The organism is Streptomyces jeddahensis (assembly GCF_001642995.1).
Taxonomy (GTDB): domain Bacteria; phylum Actinomycetota; class Actinomycetes; order Streptomycetales; family Streptomycetaceae; genus Streptomyces; species Streptomyces jeddahensis.
On record NZ_LOHS01000058.1, the window covers coordinates 1 to 20566 of the forward strand.

A 20566-nucleotide genomic window follows, 5' to 3' on the forward strand; every position below is an offset into this window, starting at 1 on the left:
GCCGTGGTCGGCTGGCGCGCCACCTGCCGGTGGCCGGGTCGGGGCCGCGCCGGGATGTACGTCCTCGGTCCGGCGCCGAGCCGTCATGGTTCGGCGAGCCGTACGTTTGCGCCAGCCGCTGCGGGCGCACCCCCCGCCACGTCTCCTTCGGCGCGTGGGCGGCTTCCCGGCCGGTGGCCGGTCCGCTGTGGGCGGCCGTGCCGCGACCGTTGTGGGCAACCGATCCCCACCGTTGTGGGCAATCGTTCCGCTGGGGGGTGCCCCCAGGCCCTTAAGGGTCTGGGGGAGGAACGGGTGGGCACAACCCACGACGGCGGGTGCGCCTCTGCCGTCGAGTGGCCCCAGGAGCCCGCAGGAGAAACAGGGCCGCGGCCACCGTTGTCAGTGGCCCGGTCCACAGTTGTCGGTGGGGCGGTCCACAATGGTCCGCGTCAGATCCGTTCATGTCCCAGTGCCCCATGGCCCGGCAGACAGTGTGAAGGAGCCGCGCAGCGATGGCCCGCCGCAGCACGAAGACCCCGCCGCCCGACGACTTCGAGGAGAGGATCCTCGACATCGACGTCGTCGACGAGATGCAGGGCTCCTTCCTCGAGTACGCCTACTCGGTGATCTACTCCCGGGCCCTGCCGGACGCCCGGGACGGCATGAAGCCCGTGCACCGCCGCATCGTCTACCAGATGAACGAGATGGGCCTGCGCCCCGACCGCGGCTATGTGAAGTGCGCCCGCGTCGTCGGCGAGGTCATGGGTAAGTTGCACCCGCACGGCGACGCGTCGATCTACGACGCCCTGGTGCGCATGGCGCAGCCGTTCTCCATGCGCCTGCCGCTCGTCGACGGCCACGGCAACTTCGGTTCTCTCGGCAACGACGACCCGCCGGCCGCCATGCGGTACACGGAGTGCCGTATGGCCGACGCCACGTCGCTGATGACGGAGTCCATCGACGAGGACACGGTCGACTTCCAGCCGAACTACGACGGCCAGGAGCGGGAGCCGGTGGCCCTGCCCGCCGCGTATCCGAACCTGCTGGTCAACGGCGCGTCCGGGATCGCGGTCGGCATGGCGACGAACATGCCGCCGCACAACCTCGGCGAGGTCATCGCCGCCGCCCGCCATCTGATCAGGCACCCGGGCGCCGACCTCGACACGCTCATGAAGTACGTCCCGGGCCCGGACCTGCCCACGGGCGGCCGCATCGTCGGCCTCTCGGGGATCAGGGACGCGTACGAGACGGGCCGCGGCACGTTCAAGATGCGCGCGACGGTCTCCGTGGAGACCGTGACAGCGCGCCGCAAGGGCCTCGTCGTGACCGAGCTGCCGTTCACCGTCGGCCCGGAGAAGGTGATCGCCAAGATCAAGGACCTGGTCGGCTCGAAGAGGCTGCAGGGCATCGCCGACGTCAAGGACCTCACGGACCGTGCGCACGGCCTGCGCCTGGTGATCGAGATCAAGAACGGCTTCGTGCCGGAGGCGGTCCTGGAGCAGCTGTACAAGCTGACGCCCATGGAGGAGTCCTTCGGCATCAACAACGTGGCGCTGGTCGATGGCCAGCCGCTCACGCTGGGCCTGAAGGAGCTGCTCGAGGTCTACCTCGACCACCGCTTCGACGTCGTGCGCCGCCGCAGCGAGTTCCGCCGTGGCAAGAAGCGCGACCGGCTGCACCTGGTCGACGGCCTGCTGGTCGCCCTGATCGACATCGACGAGGTCATCCAGCTCATCCGCTCCAGTGAGAACTCCGCGCAGGCCAAGGAGCGCCTGATGAGGCGGTTCGCGCTGAGCGACGTCCAGACGCAGTACATCCTCGACACGCCGCTGCGCCGCCTCACCAAGTTCGACCGCATCGAGCTGGAGGCGGAGCGGGACCGGCTGAACGCGGAGATCGAGGAGCTGACCCGCGTCCTCGAATCGGACGCCGAGCTGCGCAAGCTCGTGTCGAACGAACTGGCCGCCGTGGCGAAGAAGTTCGGCACGGAACGGCGCACGGTCCTGCTGGAGTCGGCGGCCGCCCCCGCGGCCGCGGTGCCGCTGCAGGTCGCCGACGACCCGTGCCGGGTGCTGCTGTCGTCGACGGGCCTCCTGGCGCGTACGCCCAACGGCAACCCCTTCGAGGACGGCGGCGGCAAGCGCGTCAAGCACGATGTGGTCGTGTCGTGCGTGCCGGCGACGGCGCGTGGCGAGGTGGGCGCGGTCACGTCGTCCGGCCGGCTGCTGCGCATCTCGGTCATCGACCTGCCGCAGCTTCCGGAGTCGACACCGTCGCCCAACCTCTCGGGCGGCGCCCCGCTGTCGGAGTTCCTGTCCCTGGAGGCCGATGAGCGAGTCGTGTGCCTGACCACCCTCGACGAGTCGTCTCCCGGCCTGGCGCTCGGCACCGAGCAGGGCGTCGTCAAGCGCGTCGTCCCCGACTACCCGTCGAACAAGGACGAGCTGGAGGTCATCACCCTCAAGGAGGGCGACCGGATCGTCGGCGCGGTCGAGCTGCGTACGGGCGACGAGGACCTGGTCTTCATCACGGACGACGCCCAGCTGCTGCGCTACCAGGCTTCCGTGGTCCGCCCCCAGGGCCGCCCGGCCGGCGGTATGGCGGGCATCAAGCTGGCGGAGGGAGCGAAGGTCATCTCGTTCACCGCGGTCGACCCCTCGGCGGACGCTGTCGTCTTCACGGTCGCGGGCTCCCGCGGCACCCTGGACGACTCGGTCCAGACGACGGCGAAGCTGACCCCGTTCGACCAGTACCCGCGCAAGGGCCGCGCGACGGGCGGGGTGCGCTGCCAGCGGTTCCTGAAGGGCGAGGACTGCCTGAGCTTCGCCTGGGCCGGCGCGACACCCGCCCGCGCGGCACAGAAGAACGGCGCGCCGACGGAGCTGCCGGAGATCGACCCGCGCCGGGACGGCTCCGGCGTGTCGCTCGGCAAGCCGGTGGCGGTGGTGGCGGGACCGCCGGCGTAGGTCAGCCGGCGTCCGCCTGCTCGGATTCCTGCAGGTAGTCGAGGTCCCGCAAGCCCTCGGCTCCCTGCAGGACCTCGGCTTCTTCTGGTCCCTGTACGTAGCGGAGGACGCCCCACATGCTGCGCTCGTCGGCGTGGGGGGCGTCCGGGCCGCCGAGTGAGCCGTCGCGGACGGCGTCGAGCTCCTTGTGAAGAGCGGCCGTGTCGATGCCGGAACCGATGAGGACGAGCTGGGTGAGCCGTGTCTCGTCGGCCGCCCAGGGCTCCGGGTAGAACCGCAGAAACGGCCCGACGGCATGCACGACGTACCGGTTCCGCACGTCGGCCGCGCCGAAGTCGACATGCCCCTTGATGCGGTAGAGCCCTTCGGGCCTGTGCTCGAGGAAGTCCATCAGCCGACGTGGGCTCAGCGGCACGTCGGAGGTGAAGGAGAGACTGTCGTAGGCGGCGTGCAGGTGACCGCCGTGATCGTCGGCGTCGCCGTGTGCACCGTCATGGTCATGGAGGTCATCGAAGGAAAGCTGCCCGATCCGCTCCTCGGCGGGCTTGCGGTCGAAGAGCAGTTCGGGATCGATCCGCCCGTACGACGCGGGGACGACGGCCGCGCCGCCCGCAAGCCCGCGGACCCGGTCGATGGTGCGCTCCCGCTGCCCCTCCGGCACCCGGTCGGCCTTGTTGACCACGACGAGGTCGGCGATGGCGACGTGCCGCTCGAGCTCCGGATGCCGCTCCCGGGTGTTGTCGAACTCGGCAGCGTCGACCACCTCGACCAACCCGCCGTACACGACACGCGGATTCTCACTGGCGAGAACCATGCGGACGAGTTCCTGCGGCTCGGCGAGACCGCTCGCCTCGATGACGACGACGTCGATACCGGCGGAAGGCCGCGTCAACTTGTCCAGGTACTGGTCGAGATCGCTCGCATCCACGGCGCAGCACAGGCAGCCGTTGCCGAGCGAGACGGTCGAGTCGCCGAGCGCTCCCGCCACCGCCATCGCGTCGATCTCGATCGCCCCGAAGTCATTGACGATCGCGCCGATCCGGCTGCCTCTGCTGCTGTGCAGGAGGTGGTTGAGCAGCGTGGTCTTCCCGGCTCCCAGGAACCCCGCGAGTACGACGACCGGGACCTGGCGCTCACTCAAGCTGGCGACCTTTCTTGTGCGACGGGTGATGTACGGAGGTTCTTGGTCGACGACAGAGGGCCGCCCCAGAATATGTGCGCCCAGAACGGCGGCAAAGTGAACGATTGTTAGCAGCACTTGCTGGGCACACGTTGGGCAAGGCGCCGGGATGCGCGACCCGCACTTCCCTCCGTGCGCCTCCTCTCCGCCTCCCCGCCGATCAGAGCCGCGATAGCGAGCTGCCTCCCGATGCCGCCCGAGCGGAATACGAGCGCATCGTGAAGGTCAGCCGCGAGACCCAGGTCCGCGCAAAGGCCGACATCCCCGACGCCTAGCCGCCCGTAGGCCTTCCAGGTCCGGCACCCAGACGCCCTGGTGCGGGACCCGAGGCGTTTTCGGGTCTCGGGTGCCCCAAGATTCCTCGCGCGGCAATTCAGGTTAGGCTCACCTACGTGAGCACATGCGCAACCGCCTCCCAGGCCCTCGACGAGCCCCTCGTCGGGACTGCCGCCACGGCGCGGACATGGCTGCTGGTGGAGCAGCCGGGCCCGTGGGGGGCCAAGGCGCTCACGTCCAGCCACCTGGACCCGGCGCTGGGCTGCGCCCTGGAGGCGGCCGCCGAGGGGACGGGCGTACGCGTGGCGCTCATCCGGCGCCCGGGCCGCCACGCCGACTGCCACACGCCCACCCGCCGACAGGTGTATGCAGCCCACACCACCCCCGGCACCACCTGGCTGCGAAGCGCCACAACAGAGTCCCTAGAGCAGTTGCTCACGCTCGACTTCCAGGCCCTCGGCGTGGGCGATCACCACACCTTCGACCGCGTCCTCCAGGGCGAGGCCCACACCGGCCCGCTCACCCTCGTCTGCACCAACGGCAAGCGCGACCGTTGCTGCGCACTCCTCGGCCGGCCCCTCGCCGCCGAGCTCGAGGCGTCGGGAGTCGACGGTGTCTGGGAGGTCACCCACCTCGGCGGCCACCGCTTCTCCCCGACGCTGCTGGTACTGCCGTACGGGTACGCGTACGGCCGGGTCGCGGCTCACCACGTGAAGGAGATCCTCGAAGGCGTCCGGGACGGCCGCATCGTCACCGAAAGGTGTCGTGGGAACTCCGCTTGGGAGCGGCCAGGGCAGGCGGCCGAGCTGGCGGTGCGTACGTCGACGGGCGAGGACCGCGCCGGGGCACTCACCGTCGTACGGACAGAGGGGACCGCCCCGCGCTGGGACGTGACCGTCGCCCACACCGACGGGCGCCGGTGGCGGGTGACCGTCGCGCAGGGGGCCTCCCTGCCGCCCCGCCCCGAAAGCTGCGGTTCGCCGCTGGGCTCACCGGCGAGGATGGACGTCGTAGCGGTGCGGGAGGTCCGTCCGGCGGCCCGCGCCGTCTGCCTCGCCCGCTGAGATAGGGGCGGCAACAGGGGCTCCCGCTGAGATAGGCGCCACAGAGGCTTAGGCGTAAGCCCGCCCGCCCCCGTACCTTCGTACCCATGAGCCCGTCCTCCGCCGCCCGACGACTGCGTCTCGGCCTGCCCCGGCGCGTCTTCTCCCAGGTGCTGCTCATGCAGCTGGCGATAGCCGCCGGTGTCGCCGTGCTCGCCACCGGGCTCTTCCTCGCTCCGCTCAGCGACCAGCTCGACGACCAGGCGATGCGGCGCGCGCTCGCCATCGCGCAGACCACGGCGGCGCAGCCGCAGATCGCCGAGGACCTGCAGTCGTCACGGCCCACGCCCGACGGCCCCGTGCAGGTCGAGGCGGAGCGGATACGCCGGGCCAGCGGCGCAGAGTACGTCGTGATCATGAACAAGCAGGGGATCCGCTGGTCGCACACCGAACCCAAGGAGATAGGCAAGCCGGTCTCGACCGACCCCAGCACTGCGCTCGCCGGACACGACGTCATGGAGATCGACAGCGGCACACTCGGCCGCTCGGCCCGCGGCAAGGTCCCTCTGCGCGACGCCGACGGCACGATCGTCGGCGCGGTCTCGGTCGGCATCGAGTACGACAGCGTCCGGGCCCGGCTGATCAATGCCATACCGGGACTGTTCGCCTACGCGGGCGGGGCCCTGGCGGTCGGTGCGCTCGCCGCGTACGTGATCTCCCGGCGGGTACAGCGGCAGACCCATGACCTGGCCTTCTCGGACATCTCCGCGCTGCTCGCCGAACGCGAGGCGATGCTGCACGGGATACGCGAGGGCGTGGTCGCCCTCGACCGCGGCGGCCGGATCCGGCTGCTCAACGACGAGGCCCAGCGGCTCCTCGGTCTCGACACGGAGGCGATCGGGCAGCCTCTGGACACGGCGCTCGGCCCCGGTCGTACGACCGATGTGCTGGCCGGGCGCGTCACCGGCACCGATCTGCTGACGGTGAGCGGCCAGCGCGTACTCGTCGCGAACCGCATGCCCACCGATGACGGCGGCGCCGTCGCAACCCTGCGCGACCGCACCGAGCTCGAACAGCTCGGCCGCGAGCTCGACTCCACCCGCGGCCTGATCGACGCCCTGCGCGCCCAGGACCACGAGCACGCCAACCGTATGCACACGCTCCTCGGGCTGTTGGAGCTGGAGATGTACGACGACGCGGTGGAGTTCGTCGGCGAGGTCGTCGGCGATCACCGGGCCACCGCTGAACAGGTGACCGAGAAGATCCACGATCCGCTGCTCGCCGCCCTGCTGGTCGGCAAGGCCACGGTCGCGGCGGAGCGCGGCGTGGCTCTGTGGATCTCGGACGACACGCTGCTCCCCGACCGGCTGATCGACGCCCGGGGGCTGGTCACCGTCGTAGGCAATCTCGTCGACAACGCGCTGGACGCCGTCGCGGGTGCTCCGCACGCGCGCGTGGAGGTCGAGTTGCGCGCCGAGGGGCGCACAGCTGTCCTCCGCGTCCGGGACACCGGGCCTGGAATCCCGGCTGAAAAGCGCGAGTTGGTCTTCACGGAGGGCTGGTCCACGAAGAAGCCCCCGGCGCACGGCAAGCGGGGCATCGGCCTCGCCCTGGTACGCCGGCTGGCCGAACGGCAGGGCGGCACTGCGCAGGTCGGCGAGGCGGTCGGCGGGGGCGCGGAGTTCACCGTGGTCCTGCCGGAGGCGCTCGCTGAGCCCGGCATGGCGACGGAGTCCGGGCACACTGTGGCCGCGGACGCCACGAGCGGTACGGGTAAGGCCCGTGCGACCACGATGGAGGAGTCGCGATGATCGAGGTACTGGTCGTGGACGACGACGCCCGGGTCGCGCGGGTCAACGCCGCGTACGTGGCGAAGGTCGCGGGCTTCCATGTGGCGGGCGAGGCCCACACCGGAGCCGAAGCGCTGCAGCTGGTGGACAGTCTCCCCCGGCTCGACCTGGTGCTTCTCGACCACTATCTGCCGGACGAGACGGGCCTTGCGGTGGTACGCGAGATGCGGCGCCGCGGCCACCAGACCGACGTGATCATGGTGACGGCGGCCCGTGACGTCTCCACAGTCCAGGCCGCGATGCGGCTCGGCGCGCTCCAGTACCTGGTCAAGCCGTTCGCCTTCGCGGGCCTGCGCGCCAAGCTCGAGGCGTACGCCGAGCTGCGCCGCACTCTCGACTCCGGCGGCCAGGCCGAGCAGGCCGAGGTCGACCGGATCTTCGGTGCTCTCTCGGCCGGTCCGGAGCCGGGGCTCCCCAAGGGCCATTCCCGCAACACCGCGGAGCTCGTACGCCGGGCGCTGGAGAGCGCCCAGGCCCCGTTGTCGGCACAAGAGATCGCGGACCAGACAGGGCTGAGCCGGCAGACGGCCCAGCGCTATCTGAAGCTCCTTGAGCGCACCGGCCAGGCCAGGCTGACGCTGAAATACGGCGACGCGGGCCGTCCGCAGCACTGCTACGTCTGGGCGGCCCGCGTCTGACGGTGCGGCGGTCGAGGACGCGGCGGCCGCACGCTAGGCCGACGGAGGGTTCAGCCGTACGGCACTGGGGCCGGCGCTGTCACACCGCCCCCGCTCCGGTGAGCGCCCGGACCTCCGTCTCCGCGTGCTTCGCCTCGTCCGGCACCTCCGGGGACGTGACCGTGCCGAGCCAGCCGGCAAGGAAGCCGAGCGGGATGGACACCAGCCCCGGGTTCTCCAGGGGGAAGTACTGCATGTCCACACCCGGGAAAATGGAGTCCGGGCTCCCCGAGACCACGGGGGACAGCACCACCAGGACGAGTGCCGGCACCAGACCGCCGTAGACCGACCACACCGCGCCGCGCGTGGTGAAGTTCCGCCAGAACAGCGAGTACAGCAGCACGGGCAGATTGGCGGACGCCGCCACGGCGAACGCCAGGCCCACCAGGAACGCGATATTGAGGTCGCGGGCGAGCAGGCTCAGGGCGATCGCGACAGCGCCGATCCCGACCGCGGCAACGCGCGCGACCACCACCTCGCTGCGCCGCTTCCCGCCGGGGCGGCGCAGTGACGCGTACAGGTCGTGAGCCACGGACGCCGACGAGGCAAGCGTGGCACCGGCGACGACGGCGAGGATCGTGGCGAAGGCCACCGCGGCGACGACCGCGAACAGAACCGTTCCACCCGTGGAGTCCGCGCCGCCGCCGAGATCAAGCGCCAACAGCGGCACGGCCGTGTTCCCGGACGCGTTGGACGCGCGCACCGCATCGGATCCCACCAGCACCGCCGCGCCGAAGCCGAGCATGATCGTCATCAGATAGAAGCTGCCGATGAGACCGATGGCCCAGACGGCCGAGCGGCGAGCGGCCCGCGCGGTCGGCACGGTGTAGAAGCGGGACAGGATGTGCGGCAGCCCCGCCGTCCCCAGCACGAGCGCAAGCCCGAGGCTGATGAAGTCGAACCGCGCGGTCCAGTCGGCGCCGTACTTCAGCCCGGGTGCCAGGTAGGCATCACCGTGGCCACTGCGCTCGGCCGCTGTACTCAGCAACGCGTTGACGTCGCCGTGGAACCGCACCAGGACGAGCGTGGTCAACGTGATCGCGCCGCTCAGCAGGAGAACCGCCTTGACGATCTGGATCCACGTCGTGGCTCGCATCCCTCCCAACGACACATAGACGACCATGAGTGCGCCGACCCCGATCACCGTCCAGGTCCGCGCCGCCCCGCTGGTACCGCCAAGAAGTAGCGCGACCAGGCTGCCCGCCCCCACCATCTGCGCCACCAGATACAGAACGCACACGGTCACCGAGGAGGTTCCCGCCGCGATACGGACCGGACGTTCCGTCATCCGTGCGGCGACGACGTCCGCGAGCGTGAACCGCCCGCAATTGCGGACCAGTTCGGCCACCAGGTAGAGCACCACGAGCCAGGCGACCAGGAAGCCCACCGAGTACAGCAGTCCGTCGTAGCCGAACAGCGCGATGAGGCCGGTGACTCCGAGGAACGAGGCCGCCGACATGTAGTCGCCCGCGATGGCGAAGCCGTTCTCCATGGGGCTGAACAGACGTCCGCCTGCGTAGAACTCGACCGCCGAGCCATGCCGGCTGCGGCTCACCCAGGTCGTGATCGCCAGTGTGACCGCCACGAACCCGCTGAAGAGCAACAGCGCCAGAGTCTGATGATCGTCCGTCATCGCTCCGTCTCCCGGGTCAGCTCCTGTGTGTTCCACCTGAGTTCGAGAGCCGCGCGGTCCCTGCGCAGCCGGGCATGCCGGGCGTACGCCCACGTCAGCAGGAACGTGGAGAGAAACTGGCCGAGGCCCGCGAGCATCGCGACGTTCACGGCCCCCGCGACAGGCCGCGCCATCAGGTCGGGCGCCGTCGTCGCGGCCACGACGTACGCGACGTACCAGGTGAAGAAGACGGCGACCCCTGGGAAAACGAATCTCCGGTACCGGCTGCGCACCTCCTGGAAGGCCGGGCTGCGCTGCACCTCCAGATAGATCTCGGCGGCGGTAGCCGTCCGGTCCGCCGGCTCCCGGCGCGCGTGCGGAACGGCGGACGCGCGCGACCCCGCACCGCCCAACTCGCCCCAGCCGGAGGCGAGGGCGTCGTACCAGGGATCGTCGGGCCGGAGCCGCGCCGCCTCGCCGCCGTCGTACTTGTCCACCGAACTCTCCTTGTCCACGGGCCTTTTCGGCCACGTGCCCAAGGATGGACAGAACGGTCAGATCGCGGGCTCTTCAATCCCGCCTCTTCACCCCATCAGGTGAGCCAGCACACCGGCGGCTCGGCGAGTCCGTACCGATAGGCATATCGGACGGCCTGCGGCGGTCCATGCGGGCCTGCGCGTGCCCTGGTGAAGAACAAGCAAGGGCACGGTGCCGTACGCCCGTACGTCACCGTGCCCTGCACGCGTCCTACGCGTCGATCCGCGACCGGTCCAGCGTCGCCGCCGAGCCGGTGATGAACTCCTTGCGCGGCGCGACCTCGTTGCCCATCAGCAGATCGAAGACCTGCTCCGCCGCCTCCAGGTCGGAGAGGTTGATCCGGCGCAGGGTGCGGTGGCGCGGGTCCATCGTCGTCTCGGCCAGCTGATCGGCGTCCATCTCGCCGAGACCCTTGTACCGCTGGATCGTGTCCTTGTACCGGATGCCCTTGCTCTGGAACTCCAGGAGCTTGTCGCGCAGCTCGCGGTCCGAGTACGTGTAGACGTACTTGTCCTGGCCCTTCTTCGGCTGGATGAGCTCGATGCGGTGCAGCGGCGGCACCGCAGCGAACACCCGGCCCGACTCGACCATGGGCCGCATGTAGCGGTGGAACAGCGTCAGAAGCAGGGTCCGGATGTGCGAGCCGTCCACATCGGCGTCGGTCATCATGATGATCTTGCCGTAGCGAGCGGCGTCGATGTCGAAGGTCCGACCCGATCCCGCCCCTATGACCTGGATGATCGCACCGCACTCGGCGTTCTTCAGCATGTCCGAGACGGAGGACTTCTGGACGTTGAGGATCTTGCCACGGATCGGCAGCAGGGCCTGGAACTCGGAGTTCCGCGCGAGCTTGGCCGTGCCGAGCGCGGAGTCGCCCTCGACGATGAAGAGCTCGCTCCGATCCACGTCGTCGCTGCGGCAGTCGGCGAGCTTGGCGGGCAGCGACGAGGACTCCAGCGCCGTCTTCCGGCGCTGCGCCTCCTTGTGCTGGCGCGCCGCGATGCGCGTGCGGGCGGCCGCGACGGCCTTCTCCAGGACTGCGCGGGCCTGCGCCTTCGCGTCCCGCTTGGTCGACGTCAGGAACTCCTTGAGCTCCTTGGCCACGACGTTCGCGACGATGCGGTTGGCCGCGGAGGTGCCCAGGACCTCCTTGGTCTGTCCCTCGAACTGCGGCTCCGCGAGGCGCACGGTCACGACGGCGGTGAGCCCTTCGAGGGCGTCGTCCTTGACGATGTCGTCCTCGGCCACGCGCAGCAGCTTCTGGGCTCGCAGCACCTCGTTCACTGTCTTGGTCACAGAGCGTTCGAAGCCCGTGACATGGGTGCCGCCCTTGGGGGTTGCGATGATGTTGACGAAGGACCTGACCGTGGTCTCGTAGCCGGTGCCCCACCGCAGCGCGACGTCCACGCCGAGGTCACGGGTCACCTCGGTGGGCGTCATGTGCCCCCGGTCGTCGAGGACCGGGACGGTCTCCTTGAACGTGCCATGCCCGGAGAGCCGCAGGACGTCGCAGACCGGCTTGTCCGGCGCCAGGAACTCGCAGAACTCGCTGATTCCGCCGTCGAAGCGGAAGGACTCCTCGCCCTTGCTGCCGTCCTCGCCCAGGCCGTACTCGTCGCGCACCACGATGGTCAGGCCCGGGACCAGGAACGCGGTCTGCCGGGCGCGCTGGTGCAGTGTCTCCAGGGAGAGCTTGGCGTCCTTGAGGAAGATCTGCCGGTCCGCCCAGTAACGCACGCGCGTGCCGGTACGGGCCCTCGGGACCTTCTTGACCTTGCGCAGGCGCGCCGCCGGGTCGAAGGAGGCATTGGGCCCCTCGCCCTTGAACGCACCGGGAACGCCGCGCCGGAAGCTGATGGCGTGCGTGCTTCCGGCCCGGTCCACCTCCACGTCCAGGCGGGAGGAGAGCGCGTTCACCACGGAGGCGCCCACGCCGTGCAGACCGCCCGAGGCGGCGTACGACCCGCCGCCGAACTTGCCTCCCGCGTGGAGCTTGGTCATCACGACCTCGACGCCGGAGAGGCCCGTCTTGGGCTCCACGTCGACGGGGATGCCGCGGCCGTTGTCCCGCACCTCCACGGATGCGTCGTCGTGGAGGATCACCTCGATGTGGTCGCAGTAGCCGCCGAGCGCCTCGTCGACGGAGTTGTCGATGATCTCCCAGAGGCAGTGCATGAGGCCGCGGCTGTCGGTCGAGCCGATGTACATGCCAGGGCGCTTGCGGACGGCTTCGAGCCCCTCGAGGACGAGCAGGTGCCGCGCGGTGTAGTTGGAACCGTCCCGGTCTGCTCCGGTCAGCAGCGCTGTGGACGGCACGGACGTCTCGGCGGTCACGCGGTTCGCTCCTCGCTGAATTTCTGGTGGCCCCTTGTGGGCCAGGGGCCGGCTTCGGTCGCCGGTCAGAGGGTACCGAGGCCTGATAGAGCCGTTGTAACGCCACCCTAGACCGAGTTCAGGGTAGTCCAGAGTCGCATACCTGTTCGATCCTTCGATGGAGTGAAGCGCACATCACGTTCCCTTCGAGGCATGAACCATTTAGCCTCGGGGCACGTCCTCATGAACAACCGGCAAGCCAGCCGGGAGGGCGGACCCTGAAAGACAGCGCGAACCCGTACAACGCATAGACACGCAATACGGCACATTCGCCGCCAACCGGCAGCAGACAGCCGCCTCGCAAAAGATTTTTTCGAGGGAAAGCCACGAGCGGGAACGTTTTGGGGCTGGTTGGATGTTGACCCTGGTACGACAGCTCGTCGAGCTAGAGAAGAGGCGACGTGACTACTGTTCTGACCCCCGCGAGCCCGCTGACGGCCGCTGATCGCTGCGACCGCTGCGGCGCCCAGGCATACCTGCGCGTCGTCCTGCTCAGCGGCGGTGAGCTGCTCTTCTGCGCCCACCACGGGCGCAAGTTCGAGCCGGAACTCAAGAAGATCGCCGCTGAGATACAGGACGAGACCGAGCGGCTGACGACCGCCCCGGCGTCCGCCACCGAAGAGGAACGCTGACACCTCGCATCCACGACGAGCCAGTTCCGGCGCAGGCCGGTGACCGGGCGGCTGCCTGTGTACTCAGGGCAGCCGCCCGGTCTGGTTCGTAGACGGCGGCAACCGCGGTCAGCGACCCCGACGGCCGTCAGCGGCCCAAACCCAGCGGCCGGATCACGGCTGAGACCCGTGTGTAGACCCCGGGGCTGCCCGCCCATCCGCAGCCGCTCCCCCAGGAGACGAGGCCGACCAGCCGCCCCCTGGCGACGAGCGGACCTCCGCTGTCCCCCTGGCACGCGTCGCGGCCCCCTGCACGCTCCCCCGCGCACAGCATGGAAGCGGCGACATAGGTCCCTTCACTCGTTCCCGGGTACGCCTTCCTGCAGAGGGCGTCCGGCAGCACCCTTATCTGCGCGGCGCGCAGCGTGCGTGAGTACTGGCCGGCGCCCGTGGTGTCGCCCCAGCCGTAGACTGTGGCCCTGGTTTCCGGGGCATACGCCCTGTCCCCCTGCCGCGCCATGGGGATGACGTAGCTCTGCGGAAGCGGTGTGGCCAGTGTGAGGACCGCCGCGTCTCCCGCGTTCGTGACGCTGTTGTGCCCGGGGTTGATCGAGACGCGGCGCACCGGGATCTCCCGGCCGTTCTTGGCATCACCTAGATCGCTGCGGCCCGCGATGACCTTCAGATCGTCCATGCGGCTCGCCGGCCCGCCGAGGACTTCCTCGCTCATGCAGTGGGCCGCGGTGAGCACGGTCGAGCGCCCGACGACCACGCCCCCGCAGAACTGCCCCGCGCGCGTACCCCCGAATCGGTCACGGCTGGACAGCGCCACCACCCACGGGCTGTCGGCCACGTTGACCGGGGTGCCTCCGACGACTATGCCGTCAGCCGCGGCGGGGGTCGGCGCGGCCAACGGCAGCACGGCTGCCGCGGCCGCCATGGCCAGCCCGCCCCTCAGGGCCTTGGCAAGGGGAAAACGCATACACGCTCCTTACTCTGAGTTGCTACGGCACACCCAGAGTGATCCAGGACGGCATGGCTCGCACGTGCGCGCAGGCTCACGAAATGGCGCAGCAGCTCAGGCTATGGCCAAGGGAAAGGCCCGGACGCCTCAAGGAGGAGGCGTCCGGGCCTGTCGCTGGGTTGACGTGGCGACTAGTCGAGGTAGTCGCGCAGCACCTGGGAGCGCGAGGGGTGGCGCAGCTTCGACATCGTCTTGGACTCGATCTGACGGATGCGCTCACGCGTGACGCCGTAGACCTTGCCGATCTCGTCGAGGGTCTTCGGCTGACCGTCGGTGAGACCGAAACGCATGGACACGACGCCTGCCTCACGCTCGGAGAGCGTGTCGAGGACGGAGTGCAGCTGCTCCTGGAGCAGCGTGAAGCTGACCGCGTCCGCCGGGACGACCGCCTCGGAGTCCTCGATGAGGTCGCCGAACTCGCTGTCGCCGTCCTCGCCCAGCGGGGTGTGCAGCGAGATCGGCTCGCGGCCGTACTTCTGGACCTCGATGACCTTCTCCGGGGTCATGTCGAGTTCCTTGGCCAGCTCCTCCGGGGTGGGCTCGCGGCCCAGGTCCTGGAGCATCTGGCGCTGCACGCGCGCGAGCTTGTTGATGACCTCGACCATGTGCACCGGGATGCGGATGGTGCGGGCCTGGTCGGCCATGGCGCGGGTGATCGCCTGCCGGATCCACCAGGTGGCGTACGTGGAGAACTTGTAGCCCTTGGTGTAGTCGAACTTCTCGACCGCGCGGATCAGACCGAGGTTGCCCTCCTGGATCAGGTCCAGGAAGAGCATGCCGCGGCCCGTGTAGCGCTTGGCCAGGGAGACCACGAGACGGAGGTTGGCCTCGAGCAGATGATTCTTGGCGCGGCGGCCGTCCTCGGCGATGATCTCCAGCTCGCGCTTGAGCTTCGGCGCCAGCTTGTCGGCGTTGGCCAGCTTGTCCTCGGCGAACAGACCGGCCTCGATGCGCTTGGCGAGCTCCACCTCCTGCTCGGCGTTGAGGAGGGGGACCTTGCCGATCTGCTTCAGGTAGTCCTTGACGGGGTCGGCGGTGGCACCGGCGGCCGCCACCTGCTGCGCGGGAGCGTCGTCCTCGTCCTCGTCGGACAGGACGAAGCCCTGCGCGCCGTCCTCGGTGGGCTCCTCGGCGCCGGGCTTGCCCGCGCCTGCGGTCTCCTCGACGAGCTCGTCGTCCAGGAGCTCCTCGTCCTCGCTCTTGGTGGTCTTCTTTGCCGTCGTCTTCTTCGCGACGGTCTTCTTGGCAACCGCCTTCTTGGCCGCGGCCTTCTTGGCCGCGGGCTTCTTGGCGACCGCAGCCTCTTCAGCGGGGGCGTCGTCGGCAGCCGGCGCCTCGGGGGCGGCGGCGGTGGCCTTCTTGACCGTGGCCGTCTTGGCCGCCACCGTCTTGGTCGCGGTGCGCTTGGCCGGACTCTTCGCTGCGACGCTCTTGCGGGTGCGCTTAGGCTCGGCGGCACTGACCATCAGCGTCACACCCTCTTCCTCGAGGATCTGGTTGAGGCTGCGCAGTACGTTCTTCCACTGAGTGGCCGGAATCTGGTCAGCTTCGAAGGCCCGACGCACGTCATCGCCGGCGATCTGCCCATCAGCCTTTCCCCGCTCGATGAGCGCCATGACAGAGACGGACTCGGTGATCTCCGGCGGGAGCGTACGGGATGTGCTGGCCGACACGAACAACCTCTCGGAACGTTGGAAAACGGCTTACGGCCCCGTCCCGTGTGGACCGGAGCCGACGACCGCCGACTTGGGGATGGGCCGACGGGCGCGGGCGGGGGCCGGGGAGATGAACAGCGCCGTCCATGACGGCTGTATTCCCTCCTCGACTGTCACCTCTTAGGTCATCGCGCTGTTCCCAGGAGCGTTACGCCCAATCTGCGTGGCCCGAGTCACACCACGTAAGCACTCAAAAGCACCTAGAAACGGTCAAATGCGATCAGGCCTCAGACTAAGTCGATCATCTTTGCCCTGCTTGTGCCCACAAACCGGCCCGGCGGCGCCTCCACCCTCGCGTCGCCGGGCCGGGCACTGACCGTGCGGTCGCCGGTCCTCCGTCAGTGCTCCCGAGGGGCCGGCACCACGCGCTCCACCTCTGGGTGGACGGTGAGAAGTTGGCGCATGGCCGCCTCGGCGCCCGCTCCGTCGCCGGCCGGGAGCGCCTCGACGATGCGGGAGTGGAGCGCGAGGGACGCCTCGTTCGGACGGTCACAGCCCGTGACCGGGCCCCCGGAGACCTGGAGGGCCGCCGAGACGATGCCGGACAGATGCTCCAGCATGCGGTTGCCGGCGACCTGGATGAGCAGCGAGTGGAACTCCGCGTCGGCGCGGGAGAACGTGACGGCGTCCCCCTGCCCCAGGGCGTGCCCCATGATCTCGACCATGTCGGCCAGGCGCTGCTGGACGTCCTCACGTCCGTGCCCGGCGGCGAGGCGGGCGGCGAGCGGCTCGATCGTCCAGCGCAGTTCGCTCAGCTCGCGCCGCTGGTCGTCCCGCTGCGGCCCGAAGGCCCGCCACTCGATGATGTCCGGGTCCAGGAGGTTCCAGTCACTGACCGGGCGCACGCGCGTTCCGACATTGGGCCGGGCGCTGACGAGGCCCTTGGCCTCCAGTACGCGCAGCGACTCGCGGACGACGGTGCGGGAGACCTCGAACCGCTGGCCGATCTCTTCGGGGACCAGCGGGCGGTCCGCGCCCAGATCGCCGGAGACGATCATCTGACCCAGCTGTTGTACGAGTTGGCCGTGCAGCCCGCGGCCGCGGCTGCCTGCGGCGCGCCGGCCCACACGGCCCAGCTCCGGGTCGCCCTCCCAGGCGGGGGCGCCGACGCGGTCGGCGGCAGGGGCCTCGGCGTAGGGGTAGCGGTCGAGTTCGCCCGGGCCGGCGAGGCCGGAGTCGGCGGAACGGGCGGCGGTCATCATGGTGTGCGCAAGGGTACTCACGGATCTTTTGTCGGCGCGGTCCCCAACTCCCTTGAGGGCTTTGGTGAAAAGCACACGAAAGGGTGATCGCTTACCCTGCCGCAATTGACGCCTTATCGGACAGAAATGAGCGTTCTGCGGGAAGTTGCGGGCAGCACGGAAACGGATCGCACCGATGGTGATCAGCGGACCCGGTTGCGCAGCGCCGTGAACCCATAAGCACACAGCAGGACGCTCAACGACAACGTCAGCGCGCCGCCCACCGGTTGACCGATCATCCGCACGCCCGCGGCCAGGTATCTCTCGCCACCGAACGGCCACTGGGCAAGGGCGAGATCGCGCAGCCGTCCCGGGAAACCGGCCGCCGAGCGCGCGGAAGGGCCTTCCAGGGCCTTCTGTACGAGTGGTACGACGACGACCGGCACGGCGACCACTGCTGCGAGTCCGGCGGTCGTGGACCGGAAAATGCCGGCAGCCAGCACACCGGCCCAGGCGCATCCCGCGACGACACCGAACCAACTGGCGCTCAGTGACAGCCAGTCCGCGGGAACTCTCGTCAGTTCCGGTCCGTATACGAGTTGCAGCAGCGCGGCGTCGCAGCCGACGGTCAGGAACGCCAGGACCAGTGCGGTGGCCGCTGCCACGACCAGCTTGGCGCAGAGGAGTCCCAGGCGCCGCGGGACGGTGCCGCGGTCCGCGGCGAGGGCAGGATGGCGGAACTCGTCGCCGAAGGCGAAGGCGCCCAGGAGTCCGGCGCCGAGAGCGGTCGGCGGCAACGGGAGCTCCTGGGGCCATGCGGCGAGCATGCGCGACTGCGATGTGTGCCCTGATCGGGCGAGGAACAGGGAGACGAACGCGGACACGGCGAGGACGACGGCGGCCGTGACATAGCCCGTGCCGACTCCGGTCGCTCGGTACAGCTCGTAGCGCAGGGGCCGCAGCGGCCCGCGGACGGGGCGGACGGTGATGGGAGGGGGGAGCTGGGGCAGCGGTTCCGTCTCTGCGCGTGTGGTGGGAGGGCGGGCCTCCTGCCGGGGGGCCGGGGGCTCCTGTTGTGGGGCCGGAGCAGGTGGTGATGTGGGGGGTTCGGGCTCGGATTCCGAAGGAAGAGCGTGGTCGGGGCGGGCGGCATCCTCAGGCGCCGCCGTGATGGCCTTCGGCCCCATGTCGCCGACTTCGTCGGCGAGTTGGTGGACGAGGATGCCGTGCCGGTACGCGACCTCGCCGACGTCCGCACAGGTGCTTCCGTACACGGAGAGCTGGTTGCCGTCCTCCTTGATCACTTCGATGGAACGCTGTCCGGCCCGAGCCTCCTTGGTAAGCAACAGGCCGAGCCTGGCCGCATACGGCGTACGGACGGCGACGCGCGGACGGAGCCGGGTCCGGGCGAACTCCGCAACCTCCTGGTCGGCGACGACTCTGCCCGCGTCCAGGGTCACCACGCGGTCGGCCGTCTGAGCAGCCTCTTTGGGATCGTCCGTACTGAACAGGACGGTACCTCCCTTGGCGGCGTGCGCGCGCAGGATCCCGTGCAGCCAGCGGCTCTCACGGGCGGACAGACCATCGGCAGGGGCGTCCAGGACCAGGGTGTGCGGATCCGCCAACAGGGCACAGGCCAGACCGAGGCGGCGGTCCAGGCCCCGGGAGAGTGTGTCGAGCCGCTCGCCGCGGAGGCTGACCAACCCCACCACCTCAAGCACCTCGTCAGCACGCTGCACGGCCACCCCGGCGGCCGCGCAGAGCATCCGCAGTTGACCGCGGACCGTACGCGCCGGATGGCCCGCAACCTCGCCCAGAAGGACACCCACTTCTCGGAAGGGGTGGGGCATGCAGTGCAGGGGACGGTTTCTGAAGTATGTGATTCCGCGGCCTGGTTGGAGCTCGAGCATCAGCCTCAGCGTTGTCGTCTTGCCCGATGCCGGGCCACCGAGCAGCGCCGTGACATGGCCGGGGAACGCCTCGAAGGTCACGTCGTCGACGGCAGGCGGCAGCTTCTTTCGCGGATTGCTGGTCAGTCCGATGGCCTGGATCATCGCTTCCCTCATCGGAGGTGCGACCGCTCGGCGGCCGGGGGCTCGGCGGCCTGGACTCGTCGCGCCGGATCAGTACGGACGGGCCGCACGGATCGGAACGGACGGGCCGCGGATACCGCAGCAAGATAGCGCGACATTCCCGCCTTTTCGGGCAGGGATCCGGGTGGGTGTCTGCCGTGGTTGCCCGACAATCCGACACACGGTCCCCGCGCACTGTCCGGGCGAACCGCCGTGGGCGCCTTATCGGAATGTCTGATGACCCGCTGCGCAGGCCGCCAGCAGCCGCGGATCGAGGGTGGTTGGCGTGGCGGTGCGGACACGCGATGGCCCGTAACCAGTCCGGATCGGCCGGTTCACCGCTTCGCCGTTTCGCCCACTTCGCCGTTCGCCGCTTCGCGGTTTCGCCGCCCGGAACGGACACAGACCGGTGAAGGCGATCGGCCTTTCGTCCAGGCAAGGACGAACACCGCACGGTCCTGGTGCGGCCCCACCTGGCGACGACGCGGAACGAGCCCAACCGACCCGAGCCCAACCGACCCGAGCCGGCCCGTTGATGCCCGGCGGGTGGTGCGGTCAGACCTCCGGGCGCAGCATCGGCGGGTTCAGCAGCGTCGCTCCACCCGCCCGGAACAGCTGCGCCGGGCGGCCTCCCTGGCGGGTGGTGGTACCGCCAGTGGGCACCAGAAAACCGACGGTGCCGGTCACCTTGCGATGGAAGTTGCGAGGGTCGAGGGCGACTCCCCACACCGCCTCGTACACCCGGCGCAGCTCGCCGACGGTGAACTCCGCGGGGCAGAAGGCGGTGGCGAGCGACGAGTACTCGATCTTCGACCGGGCACGCTCCACGCCGTCCGCCAGGATCTGTGCGTGATCGAAGGCGAGCGGGGCCGCCTGCTCGCCCTCACGACCGTAGCCACCCTGGTTGAGCAGCGCCTCTACGGGTGCCCAACGCGCGCTGTGCGCGTCCCCGCCGGCCCGGGGAGCGGGCAGGTCCGGGGCGAGCACAAGGTGGGCGACACTGACCACACGCATCCGCGGATCACGCTTCGGGTCACCGTAGGTGGCGAGCTGCTCGAGATGGGCGCCGTTGCCCTGTGCCGGGGTGGCAGGGTCATGTGCGCACAGCCCGGTCTCCTCGGCGAGCTCCCGGGCCGCCGCCGCGGCGAGATCTTCGTCCGCCCTCACGAACCCACCGGGAAGCGCCCATCGCCCCTGGAACGGGGGCTCACCCCGCCGCACCACCAGTGCACACAGCGAGTGACGGCGCACGGTCAGTACGACCAGGTCGACAGTGACGGCGAAAGGCGGGAAGGCTGACGGGTCGTAGGGCATGCCGCGATCATAGTCGTCTCACTGACGATAAACACTCCCTTCCGTGGTCCTTCCAGGACTGATCCACCACGCTCCCATGACCTTCCATGGCGTGTTGTCCGTGCTGTCCACGCTGGTCCGGCGGGTCGGACCCCATCCGCGGTTCAACGCCTT

Annotated in this window: 14 protein-coding genes; 5 read left to right on the forward strand and 9 right to left on the reverse strand. The window is 69.8% G+C overall.

All coding sequences use genetic code 11. The features are described 5' to 3' along the window. Positions 1-494 precede the first annotated feature (494 nt). Positions 495-2948: a DNA gyrase/topoisomerase IV subunit A gene (locus tag STSP_RS09405; protein ID WP_067274647.1), complete on the forward strand. Its 2454-nt coding sequence runs from the start codon at positions 495-497 to the stop codon at positions 2946-2948. 1 nt (position 2949) lies between these two features. On the opposite strand, the gene STSP_RS09410 is transcribed toward STSP_RS09405, so the two are convergent. Further along, entirely contained in the window at positions 2950-4089 is a 1140-nt protein-coding gene (locus STSP_RS09410; RefSeq protein ID WP_067274649.1) for a CobW family GTP-binding protein, read from the reverse strand. Between the two features lie 431 nt (positions 4090-4520). Here STSP_RS09410 and STSP_RS09415 point away from each other — a divergent pair, with 431 nt between their 5' ends. The 3 genes from STSP_RS09415 to STSP_RS09425 all read left to right on the forward strand — a co-directional run bounded on the left by STSP_RS09415 (position 4521) and on the right by STSP_RS09425 (position 7935). Continuing rightward, the gene (locus tag STSP_RS09415) at positions 4521-5468 is read left to right on the forward strand and encodes a sucrase ferredoxin (protein ID WP_067274652.1); all 948 of its coding nucleotides are present in this window, start codon (positions 4521-4523) and stop codon (positions 5466-5468) included. 86 nt (positions 5469-5554) lie between these two features. Beyond that, on the forward strand, positions 5555-7258 hold the full coding sequence (locus tag STSP_RS09420; protein WP_067274663.1) for an ATP-binding protein: 1704 nt from the start codon (positions 5555-5557) through the stop codon (positions 7256-7258). Next, positions 7255-7935 (forward strand): response regulator, encoded by a 681-nt coding sequence (locus tag STSP_RS09425; RefSeq protein WP_067274666.1) that lies wholly within the window; start codon positions 7255-7257, stop codon positions 7933-7935. The genes STSP_RS09420 and STSP_RS09425 overlap by 4 nt, the downstream gene beginning before the upstream one ends. Before the next feature lie 79 nt (positions 7936-8014). Here STSP_RS09425 and STSP_RS09430 read toward each other — a convergent pair whose 3' ends face one another. From STSP_RS09430 to STSP_RS09440, 3 genes are all read right to left on the reverse strand, one after another. Then, on the reverse strand, positions 8015-9607 hold the full coding sequence (locus STSP_RS09430) for a solute symporter family protein (protein WP_067274669.1): 1593 nt from the start codon (positions 9605-9607) through the stop codon (positions 8015-8017). Then, complete coding sequence (locus STSP_RS09435) at positions 9604-10083, reverse strand: DUF485 domain-containing protein (RefSeq protein ID WP_067274673.1); 480 nt, start codon at positions 10081-10083, stop codon at positions 9604-9606. Before STSP_RS09435 ends, STSP_RS09430 begins: the two co-directional genes overlap by 4 nt. 250 nt (positions 10084-10333) lie before the next feature. Then, positions 10334-12457, reverse strand: coding sequence for a DNA gyrase/topoisomerase IV subunit B (locus STSP_RS09440; RefSeq protein ID WP_067274676.1), 2124 nt, complete (start codon positions 12455-12457; stop codon positions 10334-10336). Between the two features lie 440 nt (positions 12458-12897). On the opposite strand from STSP_RS09440, the gene STSP_RS09445 reads away from it, so the two are divergent. Then, a complete protein-coding gene (locus STSP_RS09445; protein WP_067274679.1) occupies positions 12898-13128 on the forward strand; it encodes a DUF7455 domain-containing protein in 231 nt (76 codons plus the stop codon). Between the two features lie 127 nt (positions 13129-13255). Here STSP_RS09445 and STSP_RS09450 read toward each other — a convergent pair whose 3' ends face one another. The 5 genes from STSP_RS09450 to STSP_RS09470 form a co-directional block, all read right to left on the reverse strand. Beyond that, positions 13256-14089: a S1 family serine peptidase gene (locus STSP_RS09450; RefSeq protein ID WP_067274682.1), complete on the reverse strand. Its 834-nt coding sequence runs from the start codon at positions 14087-14089 to the stop codon at positions 13256-13258. Between the two features lie 173 nt (positions 14090-14262). Continuing rightward, positions 14263-15810, reverse strand: a complete 1548-nt coding sequence (locus tag STSP_RS09455; protein ID WP_269801033.1) for an RNA polymerase sigma factor — start codon at positions 15808-15810, stop codon at positions 14263-14265. 374 nt (positions 15811-16184) lie between these two features. Continuing rightward, positions 16185-17069 carry a FadR/GntR family transcriptional regulator gene (locus STSP_RS09460; protein WP_107441246.1) on the reverse strand — a complete coding sequence of 295 codons (885 nt, stop codon included), beginning with the start codon at positions 17067-17069 and terminating at the stop codon, positions 16185-16187. Positions 17070-17230: 161 nt separating this feature from the next. Next, a complete protein-coding gene (locus tag STSP_RS09465; protein ID WP_067274687.1) occupies positions 17231-19081 on the reverse strand; it encodes an ABC transporter ATP-binding protein in 1851 nt (616 codons plus the stop codon). A 573-nt stretch (positions 19082-19654) separates the two neighbouring features. Then, on the reverse strand, positions 19655-20413 hold the full coding sequence (locus tag STSP_RS09470) for an NUDIX hydrolase (RefSeq protein ID WP_067274690.1): 759 nt from the start codon (positions 20411-20413) through the stop codon (positions 19655-19657). Positions 20414-20566: the final 153 nt, after the last annotated feature.